Below are 22443 nucleotides of genomic sequence, written 5' to 3'. Positions count from 1 at the left end.
TATACAATAGATTTTCTGTTCTGATATCTAAATTCTTTGTCGATTATGGGAAATCAACGACCGATCGCGGTGGATTTATTTGCGGGAGCGGGAGGTATGACCTTGGGCTTTGAGCAAGCTGGTTTTGATGTACTTGCTTCCGTCGAGATCGATCCGATTCATTGCGCTACCCATGAGTACAATTTCCCCATGTGGAAAGTAATCTGTGCTAACGTCACAAAAATATCAGGTGATGAGATTCGCCAAAGATCGCAAATAGGCGATCGCGAAGTTGATGTGGTTTTCGGAGGACCTCCATGCCAAGGCTTCTCCTTGATGGGTAAACGCGCTTTTGACGATCCGCGCAATGAGTTGGTGTCGCACTTTATGCGCATCGTGACGGAACTCAATGCCAAATACTTTGTAATGGAAAATGTCAAAGGGCTGACCGTAGGTAACCACAGGAAATTTTTAGATGAAGTGATTGATAGTTTCGAGCAGCATGGTTACAAAGTCCTACAAAACTATAAAGTGCTTAATGCAGCCCATTTTGGTGTACCCCAACATCGTGAACGACTTTTCTTAATTGGTTGTCGCCAAGATGTCCATCTTCCTAATTACCCTGCCCCAATTACGAAACCTGCCAAGGCAAAACGCATTGCGAAGGAGCTGATCGATTTGCCCAATGGTCCTACGGTCTATGAAGCGATCGCTGATTTACAAGATATTGCCCAACATCCTGCATTGCGGAATCAAGACTTTTGTACGGCTACGATTAGCGGTTCTAGTAAGTATGTAGAACTGATCAATGATTTTGGGAAGGCTAACTTTGGCTATAAACGCAAGCATAATGCCAATATCCTCACTTCGAGCCTAATGTCCAAACATGGAGAGAGTTCAAAATACCGATTTCGGAATACAGCGCAAGGAGAAGTAGAACGCATTAGCCGATTTTATAAACTGGATTTAAATGGGATTAGCAACACTCTGAGAGCAGGAACACCTAGTAATCGAGGCGCTTTTACAGCACCTCGCCCTATCCATCCTAATTCCCCAAGATGCATAACCGTCAGGGAAGCGGCAAGGTTACATAGTTATCCCGATTGGTTCCGTTTTCATAAGACTATTTGGCATGGCTTTAGACAGGTTGGGAACTCCGTTCCGCCCCTATTGGCTAAAGCCGTAGCTTCTCAAATCATGGAAATATTGCAACCTTACCCTGTCATAGGTAAAGATGAATATGTTTTGGGAGAAGACAAACTATTGCAGTTGAATATGACTACAGCCGTTAAATACTACGGAATTAAACCGCATACGATCGAACCAAGAACTAAAATTCGATAGCTGCCGACAAGGCAAGAACTATTCATAAATTGCTCCTGCATCGCCTTCTCTGTTTGGGGCTTATACCAATTCCCAAAATGGCAACGCCATTTTGGGAATTTCAAAACCTTACGGAACGTGAGTTCGGGTTAAGCTGGCAAAATTTATAGCAATTATCGATCAAACGAACCACAAGAAAAAAATTTGAAAGCGTTGCAAAGCAACGCTTTCAAATTTTTTTCTTGGTTTGGGTTTGAGCGCAAAGCGCTGTAAAAGCGCAAAAGTAAAAGCCTTGCGTAGCAAGGCTTTTACTTTTGCGCTTTGAAATTGATTAATCCCACCACAATCCAACTGATTTATTGAGAGCGAGCGATCGCTTCAGAAGTTCAAAACCGTAGTTCTCATCATTGAAATCGATATCTTTTACGAATTCTTGAAAATTCTCAGGAATATCCTGTTCTGAGGCTTCCATTTCTTCGAGCAGATCACCAATACAGCCAAAATGTTGATCGATAGTGTCTGGGCATAGTTTATAGATATCTATGGAAAGTTCCGTTAGATCTTCAGGGAGATTCAAAAAGAATATATCCAACGCATCTTCCTCAACATTATCAATGCTAATGCCATACTGAGCATCCCACTTAGACAACCAATTGATAATATCCTCCGTTTCTAGATCGTAATTAGGAGCATTTGTACCTGTATCCCTTAAAACTTGATATTTGTCCATGAGTTTTACCTAGCTTGTTACTAATAGTTAGTTCATCAGGTTAAAGAACAAAGGCACTGCTGAGCAGTGCCTTTGTTCTTACATCCAACTGGTTGTACCGTCTTTCCGATCAATCAGAGTAATGCCTTTATCTTTTAGGTAATCGCGAATGCGATCGCCTTCCTGATAGTTTTTTGTTTTTTTTGCCTCAATTCTTTGCTGAATTAAGCTTGTAATTTCAGTTTCACTGAGACTTTCAGGCTTCACCGCGCGATCGCCAATCTTGGCAATAAAGCCTAAAATATTCGTCATGTAACTGAGGGCTTGCCAGTCTCTAAAGAGAGTTTCTGAACTAGCAGCCGTTTCACCTGTATGGGATAGGGAATTTCGCTCTGCCCGCAATTTCTTAGCTAGTTCAAATACGTAGGAAATTGCTACCGAGGTATTAAAATCATCCTCCATTGCTTCTTCAAAACCAGCGATCGCCTCGCTAACTTCATGGCGCAATGGAGGATCGATCTGCTGCCATCCCCACCTTTCGCCGAAGTCCGAAGCAAATAGCATTCCCTCACGGATTGTCTCCCAGCCTTTAGTTGCGGCGTTAATCGCCTCTTCCGTAAAGTCAATCGGTTGGCGGTACTGCGCTTGCAGAACAAATAGACGGATTGCCATTGGGTCGAAAACTGTCAATAAATCGCGAATCGTTTGGAAATTATTGAGCGATTTGGACATTTTCTCGCCATCAATATTGACAAAGCCATTATGCATCCAGTAGTTCGCTAAAGGCTGTTTATAGGCTGCTTCTGATTGCGCGATTTCATTCTCATGATGGGGAAATTGTAAATCCGTACCACCTGCATGGATATCAATGGTTTCTCCTAAATGAGATCTCACCATTGCCGAGCATTCGATATGCCAACCTGGACGACCATCGCCCCAAGGTGATACCCAAAATGGTTCATTCGGCTTAGCCGATTTCCATAGAGCAAAGTCAAAGGGATAGCGTTTTTGTTCTTCGCGATCGTCCACGCGCCCGCTTGCCCCCGCTTGCATATCTTCGAGCTTGCGCCCTGACAACTTGCCGTAGGTGGGAAATTTCTGCACGGCATAATACACATCGCCATGGGAAACGTAGGCATAGTCGCGATCGATTAATTGCTGAATGAGTTCGATAATTTCAGGAATCGTGGCAGTGGCTCGCGGATAACTATTAGCTTTGGCAATATTGAGCCTTGCCATATCCTCATCGTAGGCAGCAATATACTGCTCTGCGATCGCCTGCATAGTCGTATTTTGTTCCTGAGCCCGCTTTAAAATTTTGTCATCAATATCGGTAATATTCTGGACAAACTGAACTTGGTACTTGGTTTCCAGATAGCGTCGCACCATATCCCAAACTACATAGGCTCTGGCATGACCCAAATGGCAATAATCATAGACCGTTACACCACAAACATACATTTTTACAATTCCCGATGTGAGGGGAATAAAATCTTCTTTGCGTCTGGTGATTGTGTTGTAAATGCGAAGGGTCATGAATTTGACTGCTAAATTGACTGCTAATTTTCTGATTTATGCTGCGTATTGATAAACATGGCGCGAGCAAATTATACAGTAGCTTTAAATGCCAATTCAAAAAATGCCAATTCAAAAATTCATCAAACCCCAAAGAGCGTTGCGTTGTAAATTGCCGCGATTCTCTTTGGGGTTTTGGCTGCATGGCAATCTCTAATTAGAGAACCTGTACCTGCATACTTTCCCACTGCGAGAGGCTATAGGTTTTGAGCTGTAGAGCGTGAATTGCGCCAGTGTCAAGGTGCTCTTGAATTGCACCATAGACCAGTTTATGCTGCTTGATCATCGATAAACCTTCAAATTGTTCGGCGACGATGATTGCGGTAAAGTGTTGACCATCATGATTGGGATCTTCCACCTGTACCTTGGCATTAGGTAAAGCGGCACGAATTAAATCGGCGATATTGTTGTGAGAAATCATGTCGAACAAACTCAAATTGGGAAAATTTAATTAACTGTTTAAATTGTGGCACGAAGGATAATGTTTATGCTGCCAAGTAAGTAGTTCGGCATAATTAAAAAACCAAACCAGAGAGCGTACCGCCCGCGTAGCGGGCGGTACGCTCTCTGGTTTTACTAAGGTAAGGCAGAAGTAAACTTAAAACCTAGAAGCTTAGTTTGCTATCATGGCGAGCAAACCAAGCTCAGAACTGAGCTACTTGTATGGATTTGATATAGAGATTTTATGAAAATTGCAACTTGGAACGTCAATTCAGTGCGGACGCGGATTACCCATGTTTGTGATTGGTTGCAGGCAAATCCTGAGGTTGATGTGCTGTGCTTACAGGAAACCAAGGTGGTTGATGGCGACTTTCCCCATTCCCCCTTTACGGAGTTGGGCTATCAAACCTATATTTATGGACAGAAATCCTATAACGGTGTGGCACTGATTTCGCGATCGCCTTTACAGGATATTCAAACTGGGTTTGCTGCGGTATTGGGAGAAATTTCCGAGCCAAGTCTGGAGGATCAGAAGCGCTTGATCGCGGCAAAGTATGGCGATGTCCAGATCGTGAATATGTATGTCCCCAATGGCTCGGAAGTAGGGAGCGAAAAATATGAATATAAGTTGCGTTGGCTGAAATTATTAAAGGAATATCTGCAAGCGTTGCTAAACCAAAATGACAAAGTGCTAATCTGTGGCGATTTTAATGTGGCGATCGCCGATCTCGATATCTACGATCCTAAAGGGCGCGAAAATAAGGTGATGTCAACGGATATCGAACGCGAAGCCCTAGATGCGGTTTTAAATCTGGGATTTAAAGATGTATTTCGGAAGTTTGAATCGGCGGGCGGGTACTATAGTTGGTGGGATTATCGTTCTGGAGGCTTTAGTCGCAATCGGGGCTGGCGGATTGATTACCATTTCTTAACCGAGCCGTTATACGATCGCGCTACAGCCTGTGCGATCGATGTCGAACCTCGAAAATTGACGCAACCTAGCGATCACACTCCCGTCATTGTCACAATTGATTAATTTTAATTGATTTTGATTAATTACTAATTTTTACTGAAGTACCTCAGCATAATTAAAATCCAGATCTAAAACCTGCGGCACACGCTGCGCGTGCGCCATAGGTTTTAGGGTTTTATATTTAATTAAGCCCACTTATACCAATTCACGAAAGTGTGACAACACTTTTGGGAATTGAAAACCAAACCCAGTAAGGGTTTTAAAACCCCAAAATGGCGTTGCCATTTTGGGAATTGGTATTACCTATTAATTTATTTAGATTATTTAGAGTCGAAAACTTTAGCTATGAAATACCGCATCTTTTTCGCGATCGCGCTACTCATTTTGCTTCTGTTTCCCCTGCCCGCATGGGCGGCAAATCCGCGCCATGTCATCCAGCTCCAAACTACTCAAAAATGTCAAGTTTGCGATTTGACAGGAGCATATTTACCAGTTAGCAAATTGGACTACAGCCATATTCTTGCATCCGACCTCAGCCGCGCCAACTTAGTCGGGGCGAGTATTACCTTTTCTAATCTCAGCCGCGCCAATCTCACCGAGGCAAATCTTAGTAATGTCAACTTAAAGCGCACTAAAATGCTATTGACTAATTTTACTAACGCAATTTTCCATAATACCAATCTAACTGAAGCCGATTTGACGAGCTCGAACATATCAGAATCCCAATTGGCGAATGCAAAACTATGCAAAACCACTTTGCCTAGTGGATTAATCTCCAACCGAGATTGCTAGAAATTCTGGCGCGATCGCTCAGGAACTTGCTAGGTTCTTTAAGTCTTCGCCAGTGACGCGGCAAATCCGCCAATCGGGTAGAACTTCTGCACCAATCCGTTTGTAAAAAGCGATCGCAGGGGCATTCCAATCTAAAACCGACCACTCAAAACGACCGCATCCTCTAGCTAAGGCAATTTGGGCAACCTTGGCAATCAATCCCTTACCAATTCCGCTACCGCGATATTCCGATAACACAAATAGATCTTCTAAATAAATCCCTCTTTGAGTTAAGAAGGTAGAATAGTTGGTAAAAAAGAGTGCAAATCCGACAACTTGCTGAGATGCTTCTATCTGAGCGACGATCGCTTCAATACAGGGATGAGTACCAAAAAGATCTTCTTGAAGTTGCGCGATATCCCCTGTTACCTGATCGGAAAGCTTTTCATAGTCAGCGAGAGCCTGAATTAGCGAAAAAATGGCTGGAATATCGGCAATGGTCGCCGCACGAATTGTAAATTGAGGTTGCATCATGAATTGGATTGCAGTAGGCAAAAGGTTTTGAGGGCTTTAGTTTCAGAAAACATTACCATATAGGATAAAGTTAACTTTTGTTAACTTTATTTTTGCTCGGTCTTCATTACTTCATATAAAAGCATGATGAATTTTATTATTACACCATCGCAGCTATTGCTGTATGGCATAGCGATCGCGGCGGGGTTAGTGTATTTGCCCTATATAGTGGTCGCTTACGGACGGTTGCATATTGGTATCGATATGAACGCCCCAAGGGCCATGTTCGATCGCTTACCAGACTATGCCAAGCGAGCCACATGGGCGCACCAAAATTCCTTTGAGGTATTTGCATTATTTGCAGCCGCAGCCCTCACCGCCTACGTGACCAATGTTGCTTCCGATCGCACTTCGCTTTATATCATTGCTTTTCTGGTGGCAAGATTTTTATTTAACTTGTTTTATATTCTCGATTTACCTTGGTTGCGATCGCCCATGTGGGCGATCGGCATGGTTTGTATCGGCGGCTTGTTTTCCGCGAGTCTTTTCTAAGTAATCCCAAAACACACAATGGCTACGCCATTGTGTGTTTTGGGATAAAACCCTAAAGATGAGTGGCGGCGCGAAGCGCCGCCACTCATCTTTAGCCATTGCGAGAAAATGCCGAAATATCCAGCCCTTCTATGGATTGGAAGAAAGCTGTTAACCTTTGGAGAATCTTGGCAACGCCGCCTTCAATATTGGACTCGATATTTAAAGGCATCACAGGATCGTGTAATGAGAGGCGTAGTAAAAACCAACCATTTTCATCCATGGAATTACAGGAAACGCGAATTCCTTCGTAGTTATGAGGAACAATTTGCCAATCTGGTTGGTTACTCGCAAAGGCTTGTAAATCTTTAATCAGGCGATCGCCTAAGGCTTTGAAATCATCTACCGTCATCTTGATCCGAAATTCTTCGCTTTCGATCGGTTCCTGTAGATTCACGATTAAATCCGTGAGGGACTTTCCCGTTAATTTAGACTTCGCTAACTCAATTAAGAGCTTACTGACTAAGTAAGCTCCATCATCAAGGAAGTAATTCTCCTTCATCGCCCCATGCCCCGAAGTCTCGATCGCTAACCAAGACTCCTGCCCGATCTGATTGAGGCGGATCGACTCATTAATCACGTTTTTGTATCCCCGCTTAAAACGGTGATGTTTGCCCTGTAAGTCCCGTTCGATAAATTTAGTTAGCCCATCGGAAGTAATAGAATCCGTCACAATTGTTGATTGGGGATGTTCTTGTAGAACGATCGCTGAAATTAACGCAATTAAACGATTGCGATTTAATTCCTTGCCAAACTGATCTACGGCGGCACTGCGATCGACATCAGTATCAAAAATAATGCCAAAATCCGCTTGATGTTTAATTACGGCATCACAAATTGCTGCCATTGCCACCTTATCCTCAGGATTGGGAACATGGTTGGGGAATGTGCCATCGGGATCGAGAAATTGACTGCCCGTAATATCCGCTCCTAAAGGCAGCAAAACCTGATCGGCATAAAAGCCTCCTGCGCCATTCCCTGCATCGACAATGACTTTTAATCCCTTCAGGGGCTGTTCGTAATGTTCAGGATGATTGACCGCTCTGCGGATTTGCGTAACAAATTGACTGGCATAAACGGCAATAAAATTATGTTCGGTAATTTTGCCCTGAGATTCAGAAGTCACAAATTCATTCTTTTCTGCAAGGGTAAGAATATCCGTAATGTCCTTTTTCTCTAAACCACCTTGGGCGGTAAAAAACTTTAAGCCATTGCGATTGAAGGGGAGATGGCTCGCGGTTAGCATAATTGCCCCATCGCATTTAAATCCATCGGTAATCGTACTCATAAACATGGCAGGAGTAGAAGCGATCTCCAAGTCATAAACTTGACTGCCGAGAGCATTAATTCCTGTCATTACCGCTTGCATTAATTCTGCTCCCGAAAGACGGCTATCCCTACCAACGGAAATGAGTAATTCTGTCGTCGGCTTATTTAACTTTTGGGATAGCCAACTTGCAAAAGCTTTACCCAAAATACTGACAACTTCAGGGGTTAGGTTGACTTCTTCGTTGGGTACACCAGCGATCGCCACACCACGAATATCAGAACCATTCTGGATTTTTTGCCAGTTAAAAGCTTGCATAATTTTCACTTTAAAAGCTATTGGTAACCTGCCGCTTGCAGCGAAAAAAGATGGGCATAGCGTCCATCTGCTGCTAATAATTGCTCGTGACTGCCTTGCTCGATAATTCTACCATCTGCCATTACGACGATCTGATCGGCCATTCTCACGGTAGAGAAGCGATGGGAAATGAGAACGACCATGCGATCTTTAGTGAGAGAATGGAAATGATTGAAAATGCTCATTTCTGCCTCAGCATCCATCGCCGCAGTTGGTTCATCTAATACCAGAATGTCGGCTTGCGATCGCATAAAGGCTCTGGATAGAGCAATCTTTTGCCATTGCCCACCTGATAACTCTTGACCACCCTTAAACCATTTGCCTAGCTGGGTACTAAATTTCTGGGGCATATTATTAATGAATGGTTTTGCCATCCCTTTTTCGGTAGCAATTTCCCATTCTCGGACATCTTCGAGTCTCGCCACATTACCGACTCCGACATTCTCGCCTACGGTAAATTGGTACTGGACGAAGTTCTGAAAAATTACCCCAATTCTGTTTCGCAATGCATCTAGATCCCAATCATTCAGATCCACACCATCCAGTAAAATCCTGCCGCTACTGGGAATATAGAGCCTTGTTAACAGCTTGATCAGAGTGGTTTTCCCAGAGCCATTTTCGCCCACGATCGCGAGTTTCTGTCCTTGCTTTAAATGTAAAGAAATATCCTTTAACACGGGCTCTTGGCTTTCAGGATAACAGAAGGAAACATTCTCAAATCTAATTCCATCCGACGTAATTCCATGTTTGATCGTGCCGTAGGATTTAGGAATGGGTTGTTCGAGAAATTCGTATAGGTTGGCTAAATAGAGATTGTCTTCGTACATGCCGCCAATGGAGGTTAATGCCGAGGCAAAGGTAGATTGACCTTGACGAAAGACCACTAAATACATGGTCATTTCCCCCAAGCTGATCTGACCTGCGATCGCCTCGATCACGATCCAAGCGTAAGCGGCATAAAACGCTCCCGTACTGAGCAGTCCTAGCAAATATCCCCAAATTCCTTTTTGAATTGTAAGATGGCGATCCTCATCGTAAAGACGGTTGAAAATATCACGATAGCGCTGTAATAGCATTCCGCCTAATTGATAAAGTTGCACCTCCTTGGCATAATCTTCCCGCGCCAGTAAGGTTTCTAAATAATGTTGCTGTCTGGTCTCAGGCGATCGCCATCGAAATAAACGGAATGCATGTTCTGAAAATCTGGTTTCGGCGACAAATGCAGGAATTGCTGCCAAAATTAAGACCATTACAGCCCAGATTGAAAAATGCCATAACAGCCCGCTAAAGGTTACTAAAGTTAAAGCTGATTGTCCCAAACCAAAGATACGGCTAATCAGCGATAGAGGACGATTAGAAGCCTGCGATCGCGCTTGGGTCATCTTGTCATAGAATTCTGAATCCTCAAAATGAGCTAGATTGAGGGTGAGGGCTTTTTCGAGAATTAATACATTCACCTTCTGTCCGAGCAATACACGCAGCAATGATTGCGATATGTTTAAGCCTTTTTGGGCAGCCGCTAAAACAATAATTAAGAAGGCTTCTAAGCCAACATAGCTCAGGGCTAAATGGCGATCGCTCCCTATACCACTGTGGGAGGCGATGACCACACTATCAACGATTAGTTTTCCCACATAGGCGATCGCCGCAGGTAGCAATCCCCCCATCAGGGTAAACAAGGCGATCGCTAGGGTCAAAGTTCGACTAGTCGTCCAGACCAAGCCGAGAGCCTTGATGACATAACGAAATACTGATAAAGACTTACCTAAGGTTTTAAGGAGTGAGCTTCGTCCTTTAAATTCACTTTTTTTCTTTTTTCCCATATGGTCATTTTATCGCTATCGCTAGTCATGTTAATTAATACCAATTCACGAAAGTGTGACAATACTTTTGTGAATTAAAAACCAAACCCAGTAAGGGTTTTCAAAACACAAAATGGCATAGCCATTTTGTGTTTTGGTATAACGTCAGTTGGGGTTAAGCTGGCAAGTTTTCAAAGCTCAAAAGTAAAAGCCTTGCTACGCAAGGCTTTTACTTTTGGGCTTTGAGAAAGGGTTTGCTACGCAAACCCTTTCTCAAAGCCCGTTTCAAATTATCCCAAACTCATGTTATGCCCAGCTAATTAAGATCTAAAAAGCGATCGCCAATAAGCTCGGATCGGAAAGGCAGTATAGTCGCGGACGATTGACATTAACACCAATAAATGACCGCAAAAAGTGGCGATCGCCCAAAACTTAGGAAACCATGCTAAAGGCACATTAGGTTCTGGGGCAAAATAATAGGCGGCGCAGGAAGTAATTGCCGTGGGAATAATCACTAACAAAATCCCCAAAATGCTCAGCCAGCGACTCGTATAGACCTGAACGGCGTTAGCATTTTCCCAGCGTTTGCCCGTCCAAGCCCAGCGCAGGGTAGAGATCGTATCTGCCATTCGCAAAAACTGTTGCCGTCGATCCTCGCTTTGCTCCAGCAAAAAAATATGACTGCAAAAGTTACAAGCTAGGGATTCCATCATTGGCATAGGCGCGATCGCCCCTCGCAAACAGACGGGACAGGCAGAAGATGGCGATCGCGAACTAGAATAATCCATTAAAATAACTCATTAAAATAGCTCATTATGTTTTCCTGAGGCGACGCAGATCGATTTTGGCGCGAAGTTCATCCTTAATTCTAGCTAGGATCGAATCTTCATCGATCGTATCGAGAATACGTTTAACGACCGCTTTAGGACCATCAGCCCCCCATGATGCACCATTGGCGAGATATTCCTTAGTGACCAGTCCGAGGGCATAGGTTGAGAAACCCGCGACCCCAGCTTGGGCGATCGCTACGGATAGATAACCACCCAGAGTCAAGCCACCCGTTGCAGGCGCGGCAATGCCCAGTAGCCCTTTGAGCGAACTCAAGCCAAAATTTGCGAGAAATTCACTGGCACTGATTCCCCCCATCCCTAGGGCGATCTTTTGCATTAATGCGATCGCGCCCCGATTGCTCATATTTATGCCATAGAGTTTTGACAGGGCAACGATCATCGACACATCAATAATGGCAGTGCTAATTACGTCAATTACCGTAAAGGGATTAACGGCGATCGCCACAGCTTGTGTGATCACACAATTCCAGACGATCCGATTGGCTTGGCGATCGCGAACAAACATTTTGCGCTGGACTACCCGCTCCTGCACCATATCGGCAAACATCATCGTATTGAGAGCAATCAGGGATTTGCCCTCACGATCCAACACCTCTAGAATTTTTAACTTGAGATCCTCAATTTGCGGTTTACCAACAACCAGCTCCGCTTCAAAGGAGCCATCGGGTTGACGGACTGCCTTGGCGATCAAGGGTGAGGCAGCCGCCATCACGATTTCATCTTGAGTCAATAGTTCGCGCACCCGCTCATCGCGAATTTTGGCATAAATGGCTAGACGATCTTCGGGGGGGTACTGATCGATTTTGTTAAACACCAAGAGGATCGGCTTACTAGCCCCTCTTAATTCCGAGAGTGCATCATATTCCACCTTAGTCATATCGCCAGCCACGATAAATAAAATTAAATCCGCTTGCTGGGCGATCCGCTTGGCTAGTTCGGCACGACCTTCCCCATCAACCTCGTCAATACCTGGGGTATCGATTAATTCAATACGGGCTTCGCCGCGCCCCTGAAAGGAGGCCCTCAGGATCGTGCGATCGCCATTAGTTTCCATGCTCTCCCGCGATATTTGCCATTCGGCTGCTTGCCTACTGGTCGTGACCCCATGCAGGGGACCAGTCTCAAAAAATTGCCCACCCATGAGGGCATTGAGAACCGATGACTTACCCCTGCCTACCATGCCAAATACGGCGATTTGTAAAACCTGACGCTCTAGCTTATCGAGCATTTGCTGGAGTTCTTCTAAGGGTTCCTCTAATCCACGCCGTTCGCGCTCTGACAAATCTAGATTTGCCACAATATCGCGCAATGTTCTCTGTGCTTGGCGATAATTTAGTTCCTCAAAGATTTCATCAAAGCTGAGAAAATTTTCATCTTGTGGCATCACATTGCTAGGCATAACTATTTAGCATGAACTATTTCAGAAGGAACTATACTTATGGTATTCGAGTCTTAAAGGCTAACAATTTACCCACAAGCTAGTATTAAAACTGGTGTAAAAAGGTTGTCTTTTTTAGTGAAGTATTGTTAAATTTGCCAGAAATCACTTTCGGACAATGATTACCTTTGACTTTTAAACTAAGTCTGCAAGTTTAAGTCTGCAAGTTTAAATTTGTAAGTTTAAATCTGCAAGTTTGAGTTTGCAAGTTTGAGTTTGCAAGTTTAAATCTGCAAATTTAAGTTTACGTAGTTATTTCTGCGTATCCAATCCCAAATAACCCTCATAATAAATAGTATTGTAGCTAGGAGAAATATGTCCTTATTTAAGTCGTTGGTTAATCTAGCAGCCACCGCAGGTGTCGCAGGGGCGATCGCTGTTAGTCCCATATTTACTCTGAAAGCTGAAGCCTTGACCGAAGCCCAAGTTTTGGAGAGATTGGGTAGTATTCCTGTTTTTACAATCACCGATGATAAGGGTTCGCCCCTATTAGGTGCAATCCCCCAACAGCCAAACGCGAAGCCCGATGACAGTCAGCTTCTGTTTTTCTTCCTCGGTCCCGATGAAGCACAAATGATGCTAGCACAGGTACAAAAATCTAATCCTGAAGTTGGCAAAAAAGCGCAGATTGTCATAAGGTCAATGAATGACGCTTACACGGTAATTCGCCAAAATAAAGACAAAAAAATTGTTTTTCAGTTTATTCCCACTAAGGCAAGTGTCGAATCGGCGCGGACAATCTTAACCGCTCAGGGGGTGGCAGCCGACAAGATTCCCAATGTGCCTGTTTTCTTTGCGATCGGCGGTCAAGCTAATAGTCAAGGCTTGTTAACTATGAGCATCGATCAAAATGGCAAAAAGGAGCAAGTCGTCCCCTTCTTCCTTGATAAAACCGATCTCCAAAACTTGCTAGATCGCGCGGGCAAGGAGCAGCCTGATGTAGCCAAGACAACTAAGATCCAAGTTGCATCGCTCTTCCAAGTACTGGATTCGATGGTATCTAAGGATGATAAGCCCAATCCAGAAGTAGAACGTTTCCAGTTTGTGCCATCCCGTTCTTCCTTTGAGTATATCCTCAAGAATACGAAGCAATCTGCTACACCTCAGATAGCACCCCAGACCACTCCCCAAAAATAACGTGAGTTCGGGATAATTTGAAACGGGATTTGAGAAAGGGTTTGCTACGCAAACCCTTTCTCAAATCCCAAAAGTAAAAGCCTTGCTACGCAAGGCTTTTACTTTTGGGATTTTAAAATTTGTCAGCTTAACCCAAACTGACGTTAAATTGGTATTAAACCCCAAAAGAGGGTTGCCGCGCGGAGCGCGGCAACCCTCTTTTGATACCGTTGGCGGCAGCTATAAATAAAATAAATGGGCGCATTGCGCCCATTTATTTTATGTTTACCAATCCCAGTCGGAGTCCTGATTGCGTCCGCCGCCCCCATAACCCGTATTACGAGGTTCGTTATAATTACGGCTTGGGTAGTCTCTCGATTCATAGCCCCTATTGCGACTATCGCGTTCTTTTGCACCATAGTCTCGCTCTTGTCCCATATTACGGAAATTATCGCGTGGAGCTTCGCGAATATAGTCCCGATTATTTTGACCTTCGCGATTATTATCACGATTCATATAGGTTGAGGAAGCCGCAGGTTTTGGGTCAGCCGCTCCACCAAAGGCAATTAGCAGGGGAAACCGCAATAGCTCGACAGAGATAATTTCTTCGGATTCATCGATGATTATTAAGGGCATTAGTCCTTCTTTAACAAGGCGATCGCCTTTAGTTGCCATAGGTTCGGGATCTTCAAAAAGGGCAATACCCTTGTCAGAGCCAAAATGTTCGCGGGTTAACCCCAAACAGTCTTGGAAACCCCGTCGCCATTCTCCGAGACGTTCGGGGGAAGTAGCTAAGACCAAGACCCGTAATTTTTCGCCATAAACAGATTTTAAGACCGATATCGAAGCTGAAGTGACGAGGATATTTTGCAAACGGGTTCCCATCGTCCGAATTGCGCCACGCCCAGACTGCTCAAAAAACCACTTAGAAACGCGATCGGCATGAACTTGCTCGAAAGTGCGTCTGAGCTTCCATGCAGGTCCATAGTAATCGGGAAGAGTGCGATAGCGATCTAATAACTGATCGACCCGTTGCTTATATTCGGCAAAGGTCTGTCCAGAGAGTAGTAATGGTTCGGATTCGGTAACTGGTTTCTTTTCTGCTGCTGCGACAGTTTCGACGACAGGCTGGGGTGATGGAGCGACGAGATTGAGCTTTTCGGCACTCGCGACCAAATCCTGTAAACTCCCAACCAGATAGTCTTTGAAACCCTGTACCCTTACCGCAATATCCTGTGACACCCCTGCATAGGTGCTGGTCATTTCTTTGTCAAGACGATCCTTGCGTTTTTCAAGAACGGCGATCGCTGCTTGGAGTTCTTGTTTTTGATATTCGAGGCGAGCGACATCGGCTTGCGCGAGACGAATGATGCCAGCTTGTAAATCGTCTATTTGATCCTGTAAAACTTTTGACTTGGTGGTTTTGAGGCGATCAAGTTCTGCTTTGAGATCCGTTTCTTCCTGTTTTAATTGCGCGATTATTGCGGTTTTCTCTAATATTTCATCTGATACTTCTGATAAAGTAACTTCTAAATTATCTGACAAATTATCTGATAAATTATTTGACAAATTATCTGAAACCCCTTCTGGCTTAATCTCTTCCAGAGCTTGTTCAACAGCTACAGCTATATTTTCTGAAGCTGAGATCGCGGTAGTTTCAGTAATAACTTCACTACTATCGTTAGATGGCTGATTGACCATATTTTCAGCGATTGGCTCACCTAAAGTTGCTGATATGGCGATCGCTTCGGAGGACTCTCCTTGAGCGGAGGGATTTAAATTTTCTTCTACGGGCAGTTGAGCGGACTCCATACAGTTCTCATCGCGTCGGGCTTACCTATTTTATACCAATTTTTTAACAAGGCAGCTTGAGCAGTTTGTGAAAACCATTATTATGAAGGTTTACAATGATTTTCGGGCTAAATTTCGGATAAAAAACTTACGGTTATATTTCGCAGATTTAAATCGTTAACTTCTCGCACCAATAACCTCAATCTCTGGACGGGAAATAGCCGACTAAATATAACAACGTAATATGACAACGTAAGGTTTGCTGAGGACATAAAACGCCAAATATGCGTAGCGGTGCTTTGCACCGCTACTCATATTTGGCGTTTTGAAGTAATTTAAATTACCTGTGGCTTTGACTCTGCTCAGCCAAAATTAGCTTTTTTACCCGTAAGTGCTTTATGTATAAATCTTTTATAAATTCTATCGAGTCACTAAATTAGTCTCAAGAGAATGATCTTACAAGGAGCAATACTTCCACTCTTGTTGTCTCTAATTAGCGATACTGTGATTTAGTATTAAGTAGCTAGACATAAGTAAATTTGAAACCTAGAAGAGCATACCGCCCGCTGCGCGGGCGGTATGCTCTTCTAGGTTTTGTTTTTTAATTATGCCGAACTACTTAATTTAGCTAAGCAGAATAAACGCAAAACCTGAATACCTGTAACATCTACTGTGTAGGTAGTGCAGCCGCTGATTTTATTATTTAACTATGCTGATGGACATACCATATAATGTTACTAAAGCTTGCAAGAAAGATCTAGTGAGAGTAAAGCTATTGCAGGAGATTCTCTCACATATTATTTGGAATTCCTACGATTCCTACTTTGTTTACTAAATCACCCTATGTCTGATGAATACAAAAGTTAAGATTCTTTTAGTTGATGACACTCGTTACAATCTGCAAATCCTATCAATTATGCTTGTAAATCAGGGGTATGTTGTCTTAGAAGCTACAAATGGAATTAAAGCAATTGAACTAGCTAAAAAATACCTGCCAAGCTTGATTTTATTGGATATTAAGATGCCACAAATGGATGGCTATCAGGTTTGTGCAATTCTTAAAAATAATCCCATTACCCAAAATATTCCAATTATTTTTATTAGTGCTATTGAGAATGTAGAAGAAAAGGTTGAGGCATTTGCGATAGGGGGAATTGATTTTATTAATAAACCATTTCATTTGATAGAGGTTTTGGCAAGGGTAGAAACTCATTTAAGGGTGAGTTCTTTGCAAGCGCAGTTATTAGAACAAACTAAACTTTTAGAGAGCCAAAATATTAGTCTACAAAAGGAGATTTCTAACCTAACAGGATTTAACTGGGATTTATATACAGAGTTAAAAGATGCTATTGAAGCTCGACAAATGCGGTTATTTTATCAACCTCTGGTTAGTTTAGAGACCAATCTCATCACTGGATTTGAAGCTCTTATTCGTTGGCAGCATCCGCAAAAGGGCATAATTTATCCTGCGGAATTTATTGATATTATCGAAACGACGGATTTAGTCTACTTAATTGGAAGATGGGTGATCGAGACTGCCTGTAAACAATTAAAGGAATGGCAGAAAGATTTCCCTAAATATGCCGATTTGACGATGAGTGTAAACGTATCTACTAGGCAACTGGCTGAGTTTAACTTAGTAGAATATATCCGCGATATTTTGATGCAATATCAGGTTAATCCCCATTGTCTAAAGTTAGAAATTACGGAATGTACGGTCATGGGCGATCGCGATCGCACTCTCCAGATTCTCCATCAATTAAGAGAACTCAATATTCAGTTTTGCATTGATGATTTTGGTACTGGCTATTCATCCCTAAGAAGGTTAACAGACTTTCCGATTGATATTCTAAAAATTGATCGTTCGTTTATTCAAAACGGGGAATGGATTATTGTCAAGGCAATTGGCACTTTAGCTTTTGCCCTAGGGAAAAGTATTGTTGTTGAGGGAATTGAAACCACTACGCAATTATCAATGTTGAAAAAATTATTTAGTTCTTCTTTGCATGGATGTTATGGGCAAGGATATCTATTCTCTCAACCGCTAGATGCAGATTCTGGCTCTGAATTTCTGGCAAGCGAGCAAGTGTTTGAATAGTAAGTAGTTCGGCATAATTAACAACCAAAACCAGAAGAGCATACCGTCTGCGTAGCGGGCGGTATGCTCTTCTGGGTTTTAAGTTTACTTATGCCTAGCTACTTATTTGAATAGTTTTTGAATAGTTATAGATTCTCAAGCTGGAAATTTTCGATCGCGATCGCTACATGTGTCCAATGGGTTCCGCCTTGGAGAAAGACGGTATAGGGTTCTCGTAAAGGACCATCGGCGGAGAGTTCCAACGTACTCCCATCAATAAAAGTACCGCCAGCCATGACTAGCTGACTAACATAGCCAGGCATCTCTCCAGGTACAGGATCGACGTAGGAATCGATCGGGGAGAAGCGCTGAAGATTGCGGCAGAACTCAATCAACTTTTGGGGACTTCCTAGTTGAATCGCCTGAATGATATCGCATCTTGTCTCGTAGGGGAGTGGTTTGACTTTGTATCCTAATTTGTCAAATACGTAGGCGGCAAGGTGACTACTTTTCATCGCTTCACCGACCATTTGTGGCGCAAGGAATAAACCTTGAAAGAGTAACCGATTCAGATCGAAGGTTGCCCCGCCTTCTCGACCAATCCCAGGTGCAGTGAGGCGTTGGGCTGCTAGTTCTACATATTCAGCTTTTCCTGCCACATAGCCCCCTGCGGTAGCGATCGTTCCCCCAGGATTTTTGATCAAGGAACCTGCGATAATATCCGCGCCAACCGCAGTTGGCTCGCGATCGCTAATAAATTCGCCATAGCAGTTATCCACAAAGCACACTGTATTAGGATTTTGCTGCTTGACTAATTTGATGATTTTCTCAATATCCTCAATAGAAAGGCTCTGCCGCCATGCATAGCCACAGGAGCGCTGAATTAAAACCATTTTAGTCTGAGGTTTCACAGCCTTTGCCAAAGCTTCCCAATTGACATTGCCCTCCGCCGTAAGTTCTACTTGCCGATAGGTGATGCCAAAATCCTTAAGTGAACCAGCATAGTCCTTTCCTTTGCTATCAGAGGTAAGGGGATAGCCGATTACTTCTTCAAGGGTATCGTAGGGGGCTCCGACTACGGATAATAGTTCGTCAAGGGGGCGCAAAATACCGAACAAACAGCAGGCGATCGCATGGGTTCCTGAAACAAATTGCACACGGACAGCAGCGGCTTCGGCTCCCATCACCTGCGCGAAAACCTCATCTAGAACATCACGCCCCATATCACCATGTCCGTAGCCTGACACGCTGGCAAAATGATGGGCTCCCACTCGGCAATCGCGAAAAGCTTTTAAAACTCGTTCGAGATTGTTTTTTACATGGAGATCAATTTGGGTAAATGTTGGTGCAAGATTGGTAACAGCTTCTGCAACCAGCAGTTTCATTTTGTCAGAGGTCATTGAGCTTTAAGATTTTTTGGCGGTTTAAGATCGTACGCGAATATGAAGGGTTTTGTCTATAGATTCGACAAACTAAAAACAGCCTTAAATCACTGCTTTTGCTCCCTAGACTGGAATTTGTTCTAATATCATAAAGTAAGGAATATAAATACTTTGTAAAATTCACTTTGTAAAATTCTTGAGGACAAAGCTTTGCCTACACTCGGAGTAAATATCGATCATATTGCTACCATTCGCCAAGCTCGTCGAGGCACGGAACCTGATCCCGTAGCTGCGGCTGTAATTGCGGAGTTAGCGGGGGCTGATGGGATCACTGTCCATTTACGTGAAGATCGTCGTCATATCCAAGAACGTGATGTGCGGTTATTGCGGCAAACTGTGCGAACTCGCCTCAATTTGGAAATGGCAGCAACTCCTGAAATGGTAGCGATCGCTCTAGATGTGAAACCCGACTATATTACCCTCGTCCCCGAACGCCGTGAAGAAATCACGACGGAAGGTGGCTTAAATGTTAAGGCTCAATGCGATCGGCTAGGTAAATTTGTACATCAATTACAAGGTGCAGGTATTCCTGTAAGTTTATTTGTCGATGCAGAAACCGACCAGATTCAAGCTTCGGCAAGGACTGGCGCAAAATTTGTGGAATTACATACTGGAACTTATGCTAACGCCAAAAATGAAGAAGAGCTTAAACAGGAGTTAGCGGTCTTAACTAAGGGAGGAGCCTTAGCAATTGAATTAGGAATAAGGCTTAATTCGGGACATGGTTTAACCTATTGGAATACTAGAGCTATTGCCCAAATTGCAGGAATGGAAGAGTTAAATATAGGTCATAGCATCATTAGTCGGGCGGTACTTGTCGGTTTAGATCGAGCAGTTCGGGAAATGAAAGACTTGATAAATTCATAAACTTGATATAACCATGCAAGCTTTGCCTAGGGCATATATAGCTTGTACTGGGATATAATACCAATTCCCAAAATGGCATTGCCATTTTGGGAATCTCAAAACCTTACTGGGTCTGATGTTTAATTCACAAAAGTGTTGTCACACTTTCGTGAATTGGTATAACCCCCAAGAATTGAGTGGCGGCGCGAAGCGCCGCCACTCAATTCTTGGGGGTTAATTGGTATTAGGTATAAAAAATAATGGGCGGCGCTTCGCGCCGCCCATTATTTTTTTTGATTAGAGCCAATATCTAAGATTTAGGGCTATTTTCTTCTTGAGATTCTTCAGCATCACTATTGTGACTACCATTCTTGAAACTACTTCCGTTGAGATCACCTTCATGCAATGGGGCGATCGCTACTTCATGTTCGAGTTCAAGTTCATGGGAATGTGGTTTGTATAAACCAGCCATCATTCGCTCTTCAATATTTTTGACAACAATATAAAGAATGGGAACGATGAATAAACTGAGTACCGTCGCCAGACACATACCACCCATGACCGCAGTTCCCAAGGATTGACGTGCAGCAGCACCTGCTCCCGTTGCGATTACTAGGGGGAAAATCCCGATAATAGTCGCAGAGGCTGTCATCAGGATTGGTCTTAAACGTTGCTGGGAAGCTTCAAGCACAGCTTTCGTAATGCTTAAACCTCTTTCGCGTAACTGGTTGGCAAACTCCACAATTAAAATGGCATTTTTACTAGCCATCCCAATTAGCATGACTAACCCAATTTGGGTATACACATCATTGGAGAAAACAGGATTAAATAAACCACGCAATAAAACTGCTGAAAGCGCACCTAAGACTGCAAGGGGTACTGTCAGCATGATGATTACGGGATCAATGTAATTCTCGTATTGAGCGGCAAGTACTAAGAATACAAATACAATGCCCAAACCGAAAATAAAGACGGCGCTGCTGCCAGAGCCGATCTCCTCTAAAGATAATCCCGACCATTCATAGCCAAAACTTTTCGGTAGGACTTCTTTAGCCACCTTGCTCATAATATCAATCGCTTGTCCCGAACTAACCCCCGGAGCAGTGTTGCCAGTAATCTGGACGGAGCGGAACAGGTTATAGTGATTGATAATCGAGGGACCAACGGTTTGAGTAACTCTGACCAGATTGCTTAATGGAATCTGCTGACCGCTACTAGAGCGCACGTAGAGCTTATTAATATCTTCAGGGTTAGAACGGAACTGAGCGTCCGCTTGGACATAAACTCGATAGGTTCTTCCAAAAGTATTGAAGTCATTTACGTACTGCGAACCAAGTAGGGTTTGCAAAGTGCTGTAAATATCTTGCAAAGAGACTTTCAAAGCATTAGCCTTGACGCGATCGACTTCTACGGTTAACTGTGGTGTATTCCCGTTGAAATTAGGGCGTAACCCTGAAAGCTTGGGGTGACTGGGGTCGGGATAGGTACTTGCCCTACCGAGTAAAGCTCCCATGGTCTGTTCGATGATCGGAAAGCCTTGATTGGCTTTGTCTTGCAATTGGAATTCAAAACCGCCATAGTTGCTTAAGCCTTGAATTGCGGGTGGGGGAAAGGGAACCACAAAAGCTTCTTTAATAGAAACTAATTCGGGAAATAAACCAAAAGGTTTGGGAGTAAACCCACCAATAATGCTATCTGCTGAGCGCGATCGCTCTTTCCAAGGTTTTAGGGTCGAGAAGATAATGCCATTGTTTGGGGTGTTGCCGCTAAAACTAAAACCTGAGATTGCAAAGATATTCGCAATTTCGGGATAAGCAGGTTCCCCCTTATCATTCTTCCGACGCATGATTCCTTCAATATTCTCTAGCACTTTTTCGGTGTAATTTAACGACACACCTTCAGGAGCCTGCACAATTGTAATGAAGTATCCTTGATCTTCCTGTGGTAAAAAGCCTCTAGGAACGCTGGTATATACCCAGTAGGTTAGGAAAAGGGAACCGATAAAGAGGATCATCATGATCCCTTTCAGGTTCGTGGATTTTCCCAATAACCATCGATAGCGATCGCGCGTACCGTCAATTAACCAATTCACCCGATCAAAGAACCAATTCCCATGGATAGTCTCTTGTCTGAGCAGTAGCCCTGCTAAGGTTGGCGATAGGGTCAAGGCGTTAAATGTAGAAACCGTGATCGAAAAAGCGATCGTCAACGCAAACTGTTTATACAGTTGTCCAGTCGTGCCAGGGAAAAACGCCACAGGCACAAACACGGCAATCAGTACCAGAGAACTAGCAATTACCGCCCCCTGTAGTTCATTCATCGCAGCGATCGCTGCTTTGATCGGGGATTCACCCTTTTCTTGAATGCGTCGGGCAATATCCTCAACCACTACGATCGCGTCATCAACAACTAGCCCTGTGGCAAGGGTTAACCCAAATAGAGTTAGGGTATTGATATTAAAGTTGAGCAGTTTGATGAAAATGAAAGTTCCCACTAAGGAAACGGGAATAGCAATAGCTGGAATCAGCGTTGCCCGCCAGTTCTGCAAAAACAGATAGATGATCACGATCACAAGCCCGAT

18 protein-coding genes are annotated in these 22443 nt (G+C 43.5%); 7 read left to right on the top strand and 11 right to left on the bottom strand.

The window, feature by feature from the left end; translation table 11 throughout:
• Positions 1-45 precede the first annotated feature (45 nt).
• Positions 46-1323, top strand: coding sequence for a DNA cytosine methyltransferase (locus PseudUWO310_RS03545; RefSeq protein ID WP_142599058.1), 1278 nt, complete (start codon positions 46-48; stop codon positions 1321-1323).
• Between the two features lie 310 nt (positions 1324-1633).
• Here PseudUWO310_RS03545 and PseudUWO310_RS03540 read toward each other — a convergent pair whose 3' ends face one another.
• The 3 genes from PseudUWO310_RS03540 to PseudUWO310_RS03530 form a co-directional block, all read right to left on the bottom strand.
• Positions 1634-2032: a DUF4253 domain-containing protein gene (locus tag PseudUWO310_RS03540; RefSeq protein ID WP_142599056.1), complete on the bottom strand. Its 399-nt coding sequence runs from the start codon at positions 2030-2032 to the stop codon at positions 1634-1636.
• Between the two features lie 78 nt (positions 2033-2110).
• On the bottom strand, positions 2111-3547 hold the full coding sequence (gene cysS, locus PseudUWO310_RS03535) for a cysteine--tRNA ligase (RefSeq protein ID WP_142599054.1): 1437 nt from the start codon (positions 3545-3547) through the stop codon (positions 2111-2113).
• A 196-nt stretch (positions 3548-3743) separates the two neighbouring features.
• Positions 3744-4007: a BolA family protein gene (locus tag PseudUWO310_RS03530; protein WP_009627391.1), complete on the bottom strand. Its 264-nt coding sequence runs from the start codon at positions 4005-4007 to the stop codon at positions 3744-3746.
• 264 nt (positions 4008-4271) lie between these two features.
• On the opposite strand from PseudUWO310_RS03530, the gene xth reads away from it, so the two are divergent.
• Together xth and PseudUWO310_RS03520 are read left to right on the top strand one after the other, a co-directional pair.
• Positions 4272-5063, top strand: a complete 792-nt coding sequence (gene xth / locus PseudUWO310_RS03525) for an exodeoxyribonuclease III (protein WP_142599052.1) — start codon at positions 4272-4274, stop codon at positions 5061-5063.
• 282 nt (positions 5064-5345) lie between these two features.
• Positions 5346-5792: a pentapeptide repeat-containing protein gene (locus PseudUWO310_RS03520; RefSeq protein ID WP_142599050.1), complete on the top strand. Its 447-nt coding sequence runs from the start codon at positions 5346-5348 to the stop codon at positions 5790-5792.
• 18 nt (positions 5793-5810) lie between these two features.
• Here PseudUWO310_RS03520 and PseudUWO310_RS03515 read toward each other — a convergent pair whose 3' ends face one another.
• A complete protein-coding gene (locus tag PseudUWO310_RS03515; protein ID WP_142599175.1) occupies positions 5811-6302 on the bottom strand; it encodes a GNAT family N-acetyltransferase in 492 nt (163 codons plus the stop codon).
• Positions 6303-6428: 126 nt separating this feature from the next.
• Here PseudUWO310_RS03515 and PseudUWO310_RS03510 point away from each other — a divergent pair, with 126 nt between their 5' ends.
• Positions 6429-6836, top strand: coding sequence for an MAPEG family protein (locus PseudUWO310_RS03510; protein ID WP_142599048.1), 408 nt, complete (start codon positions 6429-6431; stop codon positions 6834-6836).
• A gap of 91 nt (positions 6837-6927) precedes the next feature.
• On the opposite strand, the gene PseudUWO310_RS03505 is transcribed toward PseudUWO310_RS03510, so the two are convergent.
• The 4 genes from PseudUWO310_RS03505 to PseudUWO310_RS03490 all read right to left on the bottom strand — a co-directional run bounded on the left by PseudUWO310_RS03505 (position 6928) and on the right by PseudUWO310_RS03490 (position 12551).
• Positions 6928-8460, bottom strand: a complete 1533-nt coding sequence (locus PseudUWO310_RS03505) for a phosphomannomutase/phosphoglucomutase (protein WP_142599046.1) — start codon at positions 8458-8460, stop codon at positions 6928-6930.
• Positions 8461-8477: 17 nt separating this feature from the next.
• Positions 8478-10322: an ABC transporter ATP-binding protein gene (locus PseudUWO310_RS03500; protein ID WP_142599044.1), complete on the bottom strand. Its 1845-nt coding sequence runs from the start codon at positions 10320-10322 to the stop codon at positions 8478-8480.
• A gap of 299 nt (positions 10323-10621) precedes the next feature.
• The gene (locus PseudUWO310_RS03495; protein ID WP_142599042.1) at positions 10622-11089 is read right to left on the bottom strand and encodes a hypothetical protein; all 468 of its coding nucleotides are present in this window, start codon (positions 11087-11089) and stop codon (positions 10622-10624) included.
• 25 nt (positions 11090-11114) lie between these two features.
• Positions 11115-12551 carry a GTP-binding protein gene (locus tag PseudUWO310_RS03490; protein ID WP_142599040.1) on the bottom strand — a complete coding sequence of 479 codons (1437 nt, stop codon included), beginning with the start codon at positions 12549-12551 and terminating at the stop codon, positions 11115-11117.
• A 354-nt stretch (positions 12552-12905) separates the two neighbouring features.
• On the opposite strand from PseudUWO310_RS03490, the gene PseudUWO310_RS03485 reads away from it, so the two are divergent.
• Positions 12906-13727 carry a Tic22 family protein gene (locus tag PseudUWO310_RS03485; protein ID WP_142599038.1) on the top strand — a complete coding sequence of 274 codons (822 nt, stop codon included), beginning with the start codon at positions 12906-12908 and terminating at the stop codon, positions 13725-13727.
• Between the two features lie 264 nt (positions 13728-13991).
• Here the strand turns inward: PseudUWO310_RS03485 and PseudUWO310_RS03480 are convergent, their stop codons facing one another.
• Positions 13992-15518 (bottom strand): DUF3086 domain-containing protein, encoded by a 1527-nt coding sequence (locus PseudUWO310_RS03480; protein ID WP_223805513.1) that lies wholly within the window; start codon positions 15516-15518, stop codon positions 13992-13994.
• 829 nt (positions 15519-16347) lie between these two features.
• On the opposite strand from PseudUWO310_RS03480, the gene PseudUWO310_RS03475 reads away from it, so the two are divergent.
• Positions 16348-17595, top strand: a complete 1248-nt coding sequence (locus PseudUWO310_RS03475) for an EAL domain-containing protein (RefSeq protein WP_142599035.1) — start codon at positions 16348-16350, stop codon at positions 17593-17595.
• Positions 17596-17720: 125 nt separating this feature from the next.
• On the opposite strand, the gene PseudUWO310_RS03470 is transcribed toward PseudUWO310_RS03475, so the two are convergent.
• Positions 17721-18974, bottom strand: a complete 1254-nt coding sequence (locus tag PseudUWO310_RS03470) for an aminotransferase class I/II-fold pyridoxal phosphate-dependent enzyme (protein WP_223805512.1) — start codon at positions 18972-18974, stop codon at positions 17721-17723.
• A gap of 192 nt (positions 18975-19166) precedes the next feature.
• Between PseudUWO310_RS03470 and PseudUWO310_RS03465 the strand changes: the two genes are divergently transcribed.
• Positions 19167-19883, top strand: a complete 717-nt coding sequence (locus tag PseudUWO310_RS03465) for a pyridoxine 5'-phosphate synthase (RefSeq protein ID WP_009625445.1) — start codon at positions 19167-19169, stop codon at positions 19881-19883.
• A 289-nt stretch (positions 19884-20172) separates the two neighbouring features.
• Here PseudUWO310_RS03465 and PseudUWO310_RS03460 read toward each other — a convergent pair.
• On the bottom strand, positions 20173-22443 hold a 2271-nt coding region (locus PseudUWO310_RS03460), incomplete at its 5' end, for an efflux RND transporter permease subunit (protein WP_142599033.1).

The organism is Pseudanabaena sp. UWO310, from assembly GCF_006861605.1.
GTDB lineage: Bacteria > Cyanobacteriota > Cyanobacteriia > Pseudanabaenales > Pseudanabaenaceae > Pseudanabaena.
This window is presented reverse-complemented; position numbering and strand designations above follow the sequence as displayed.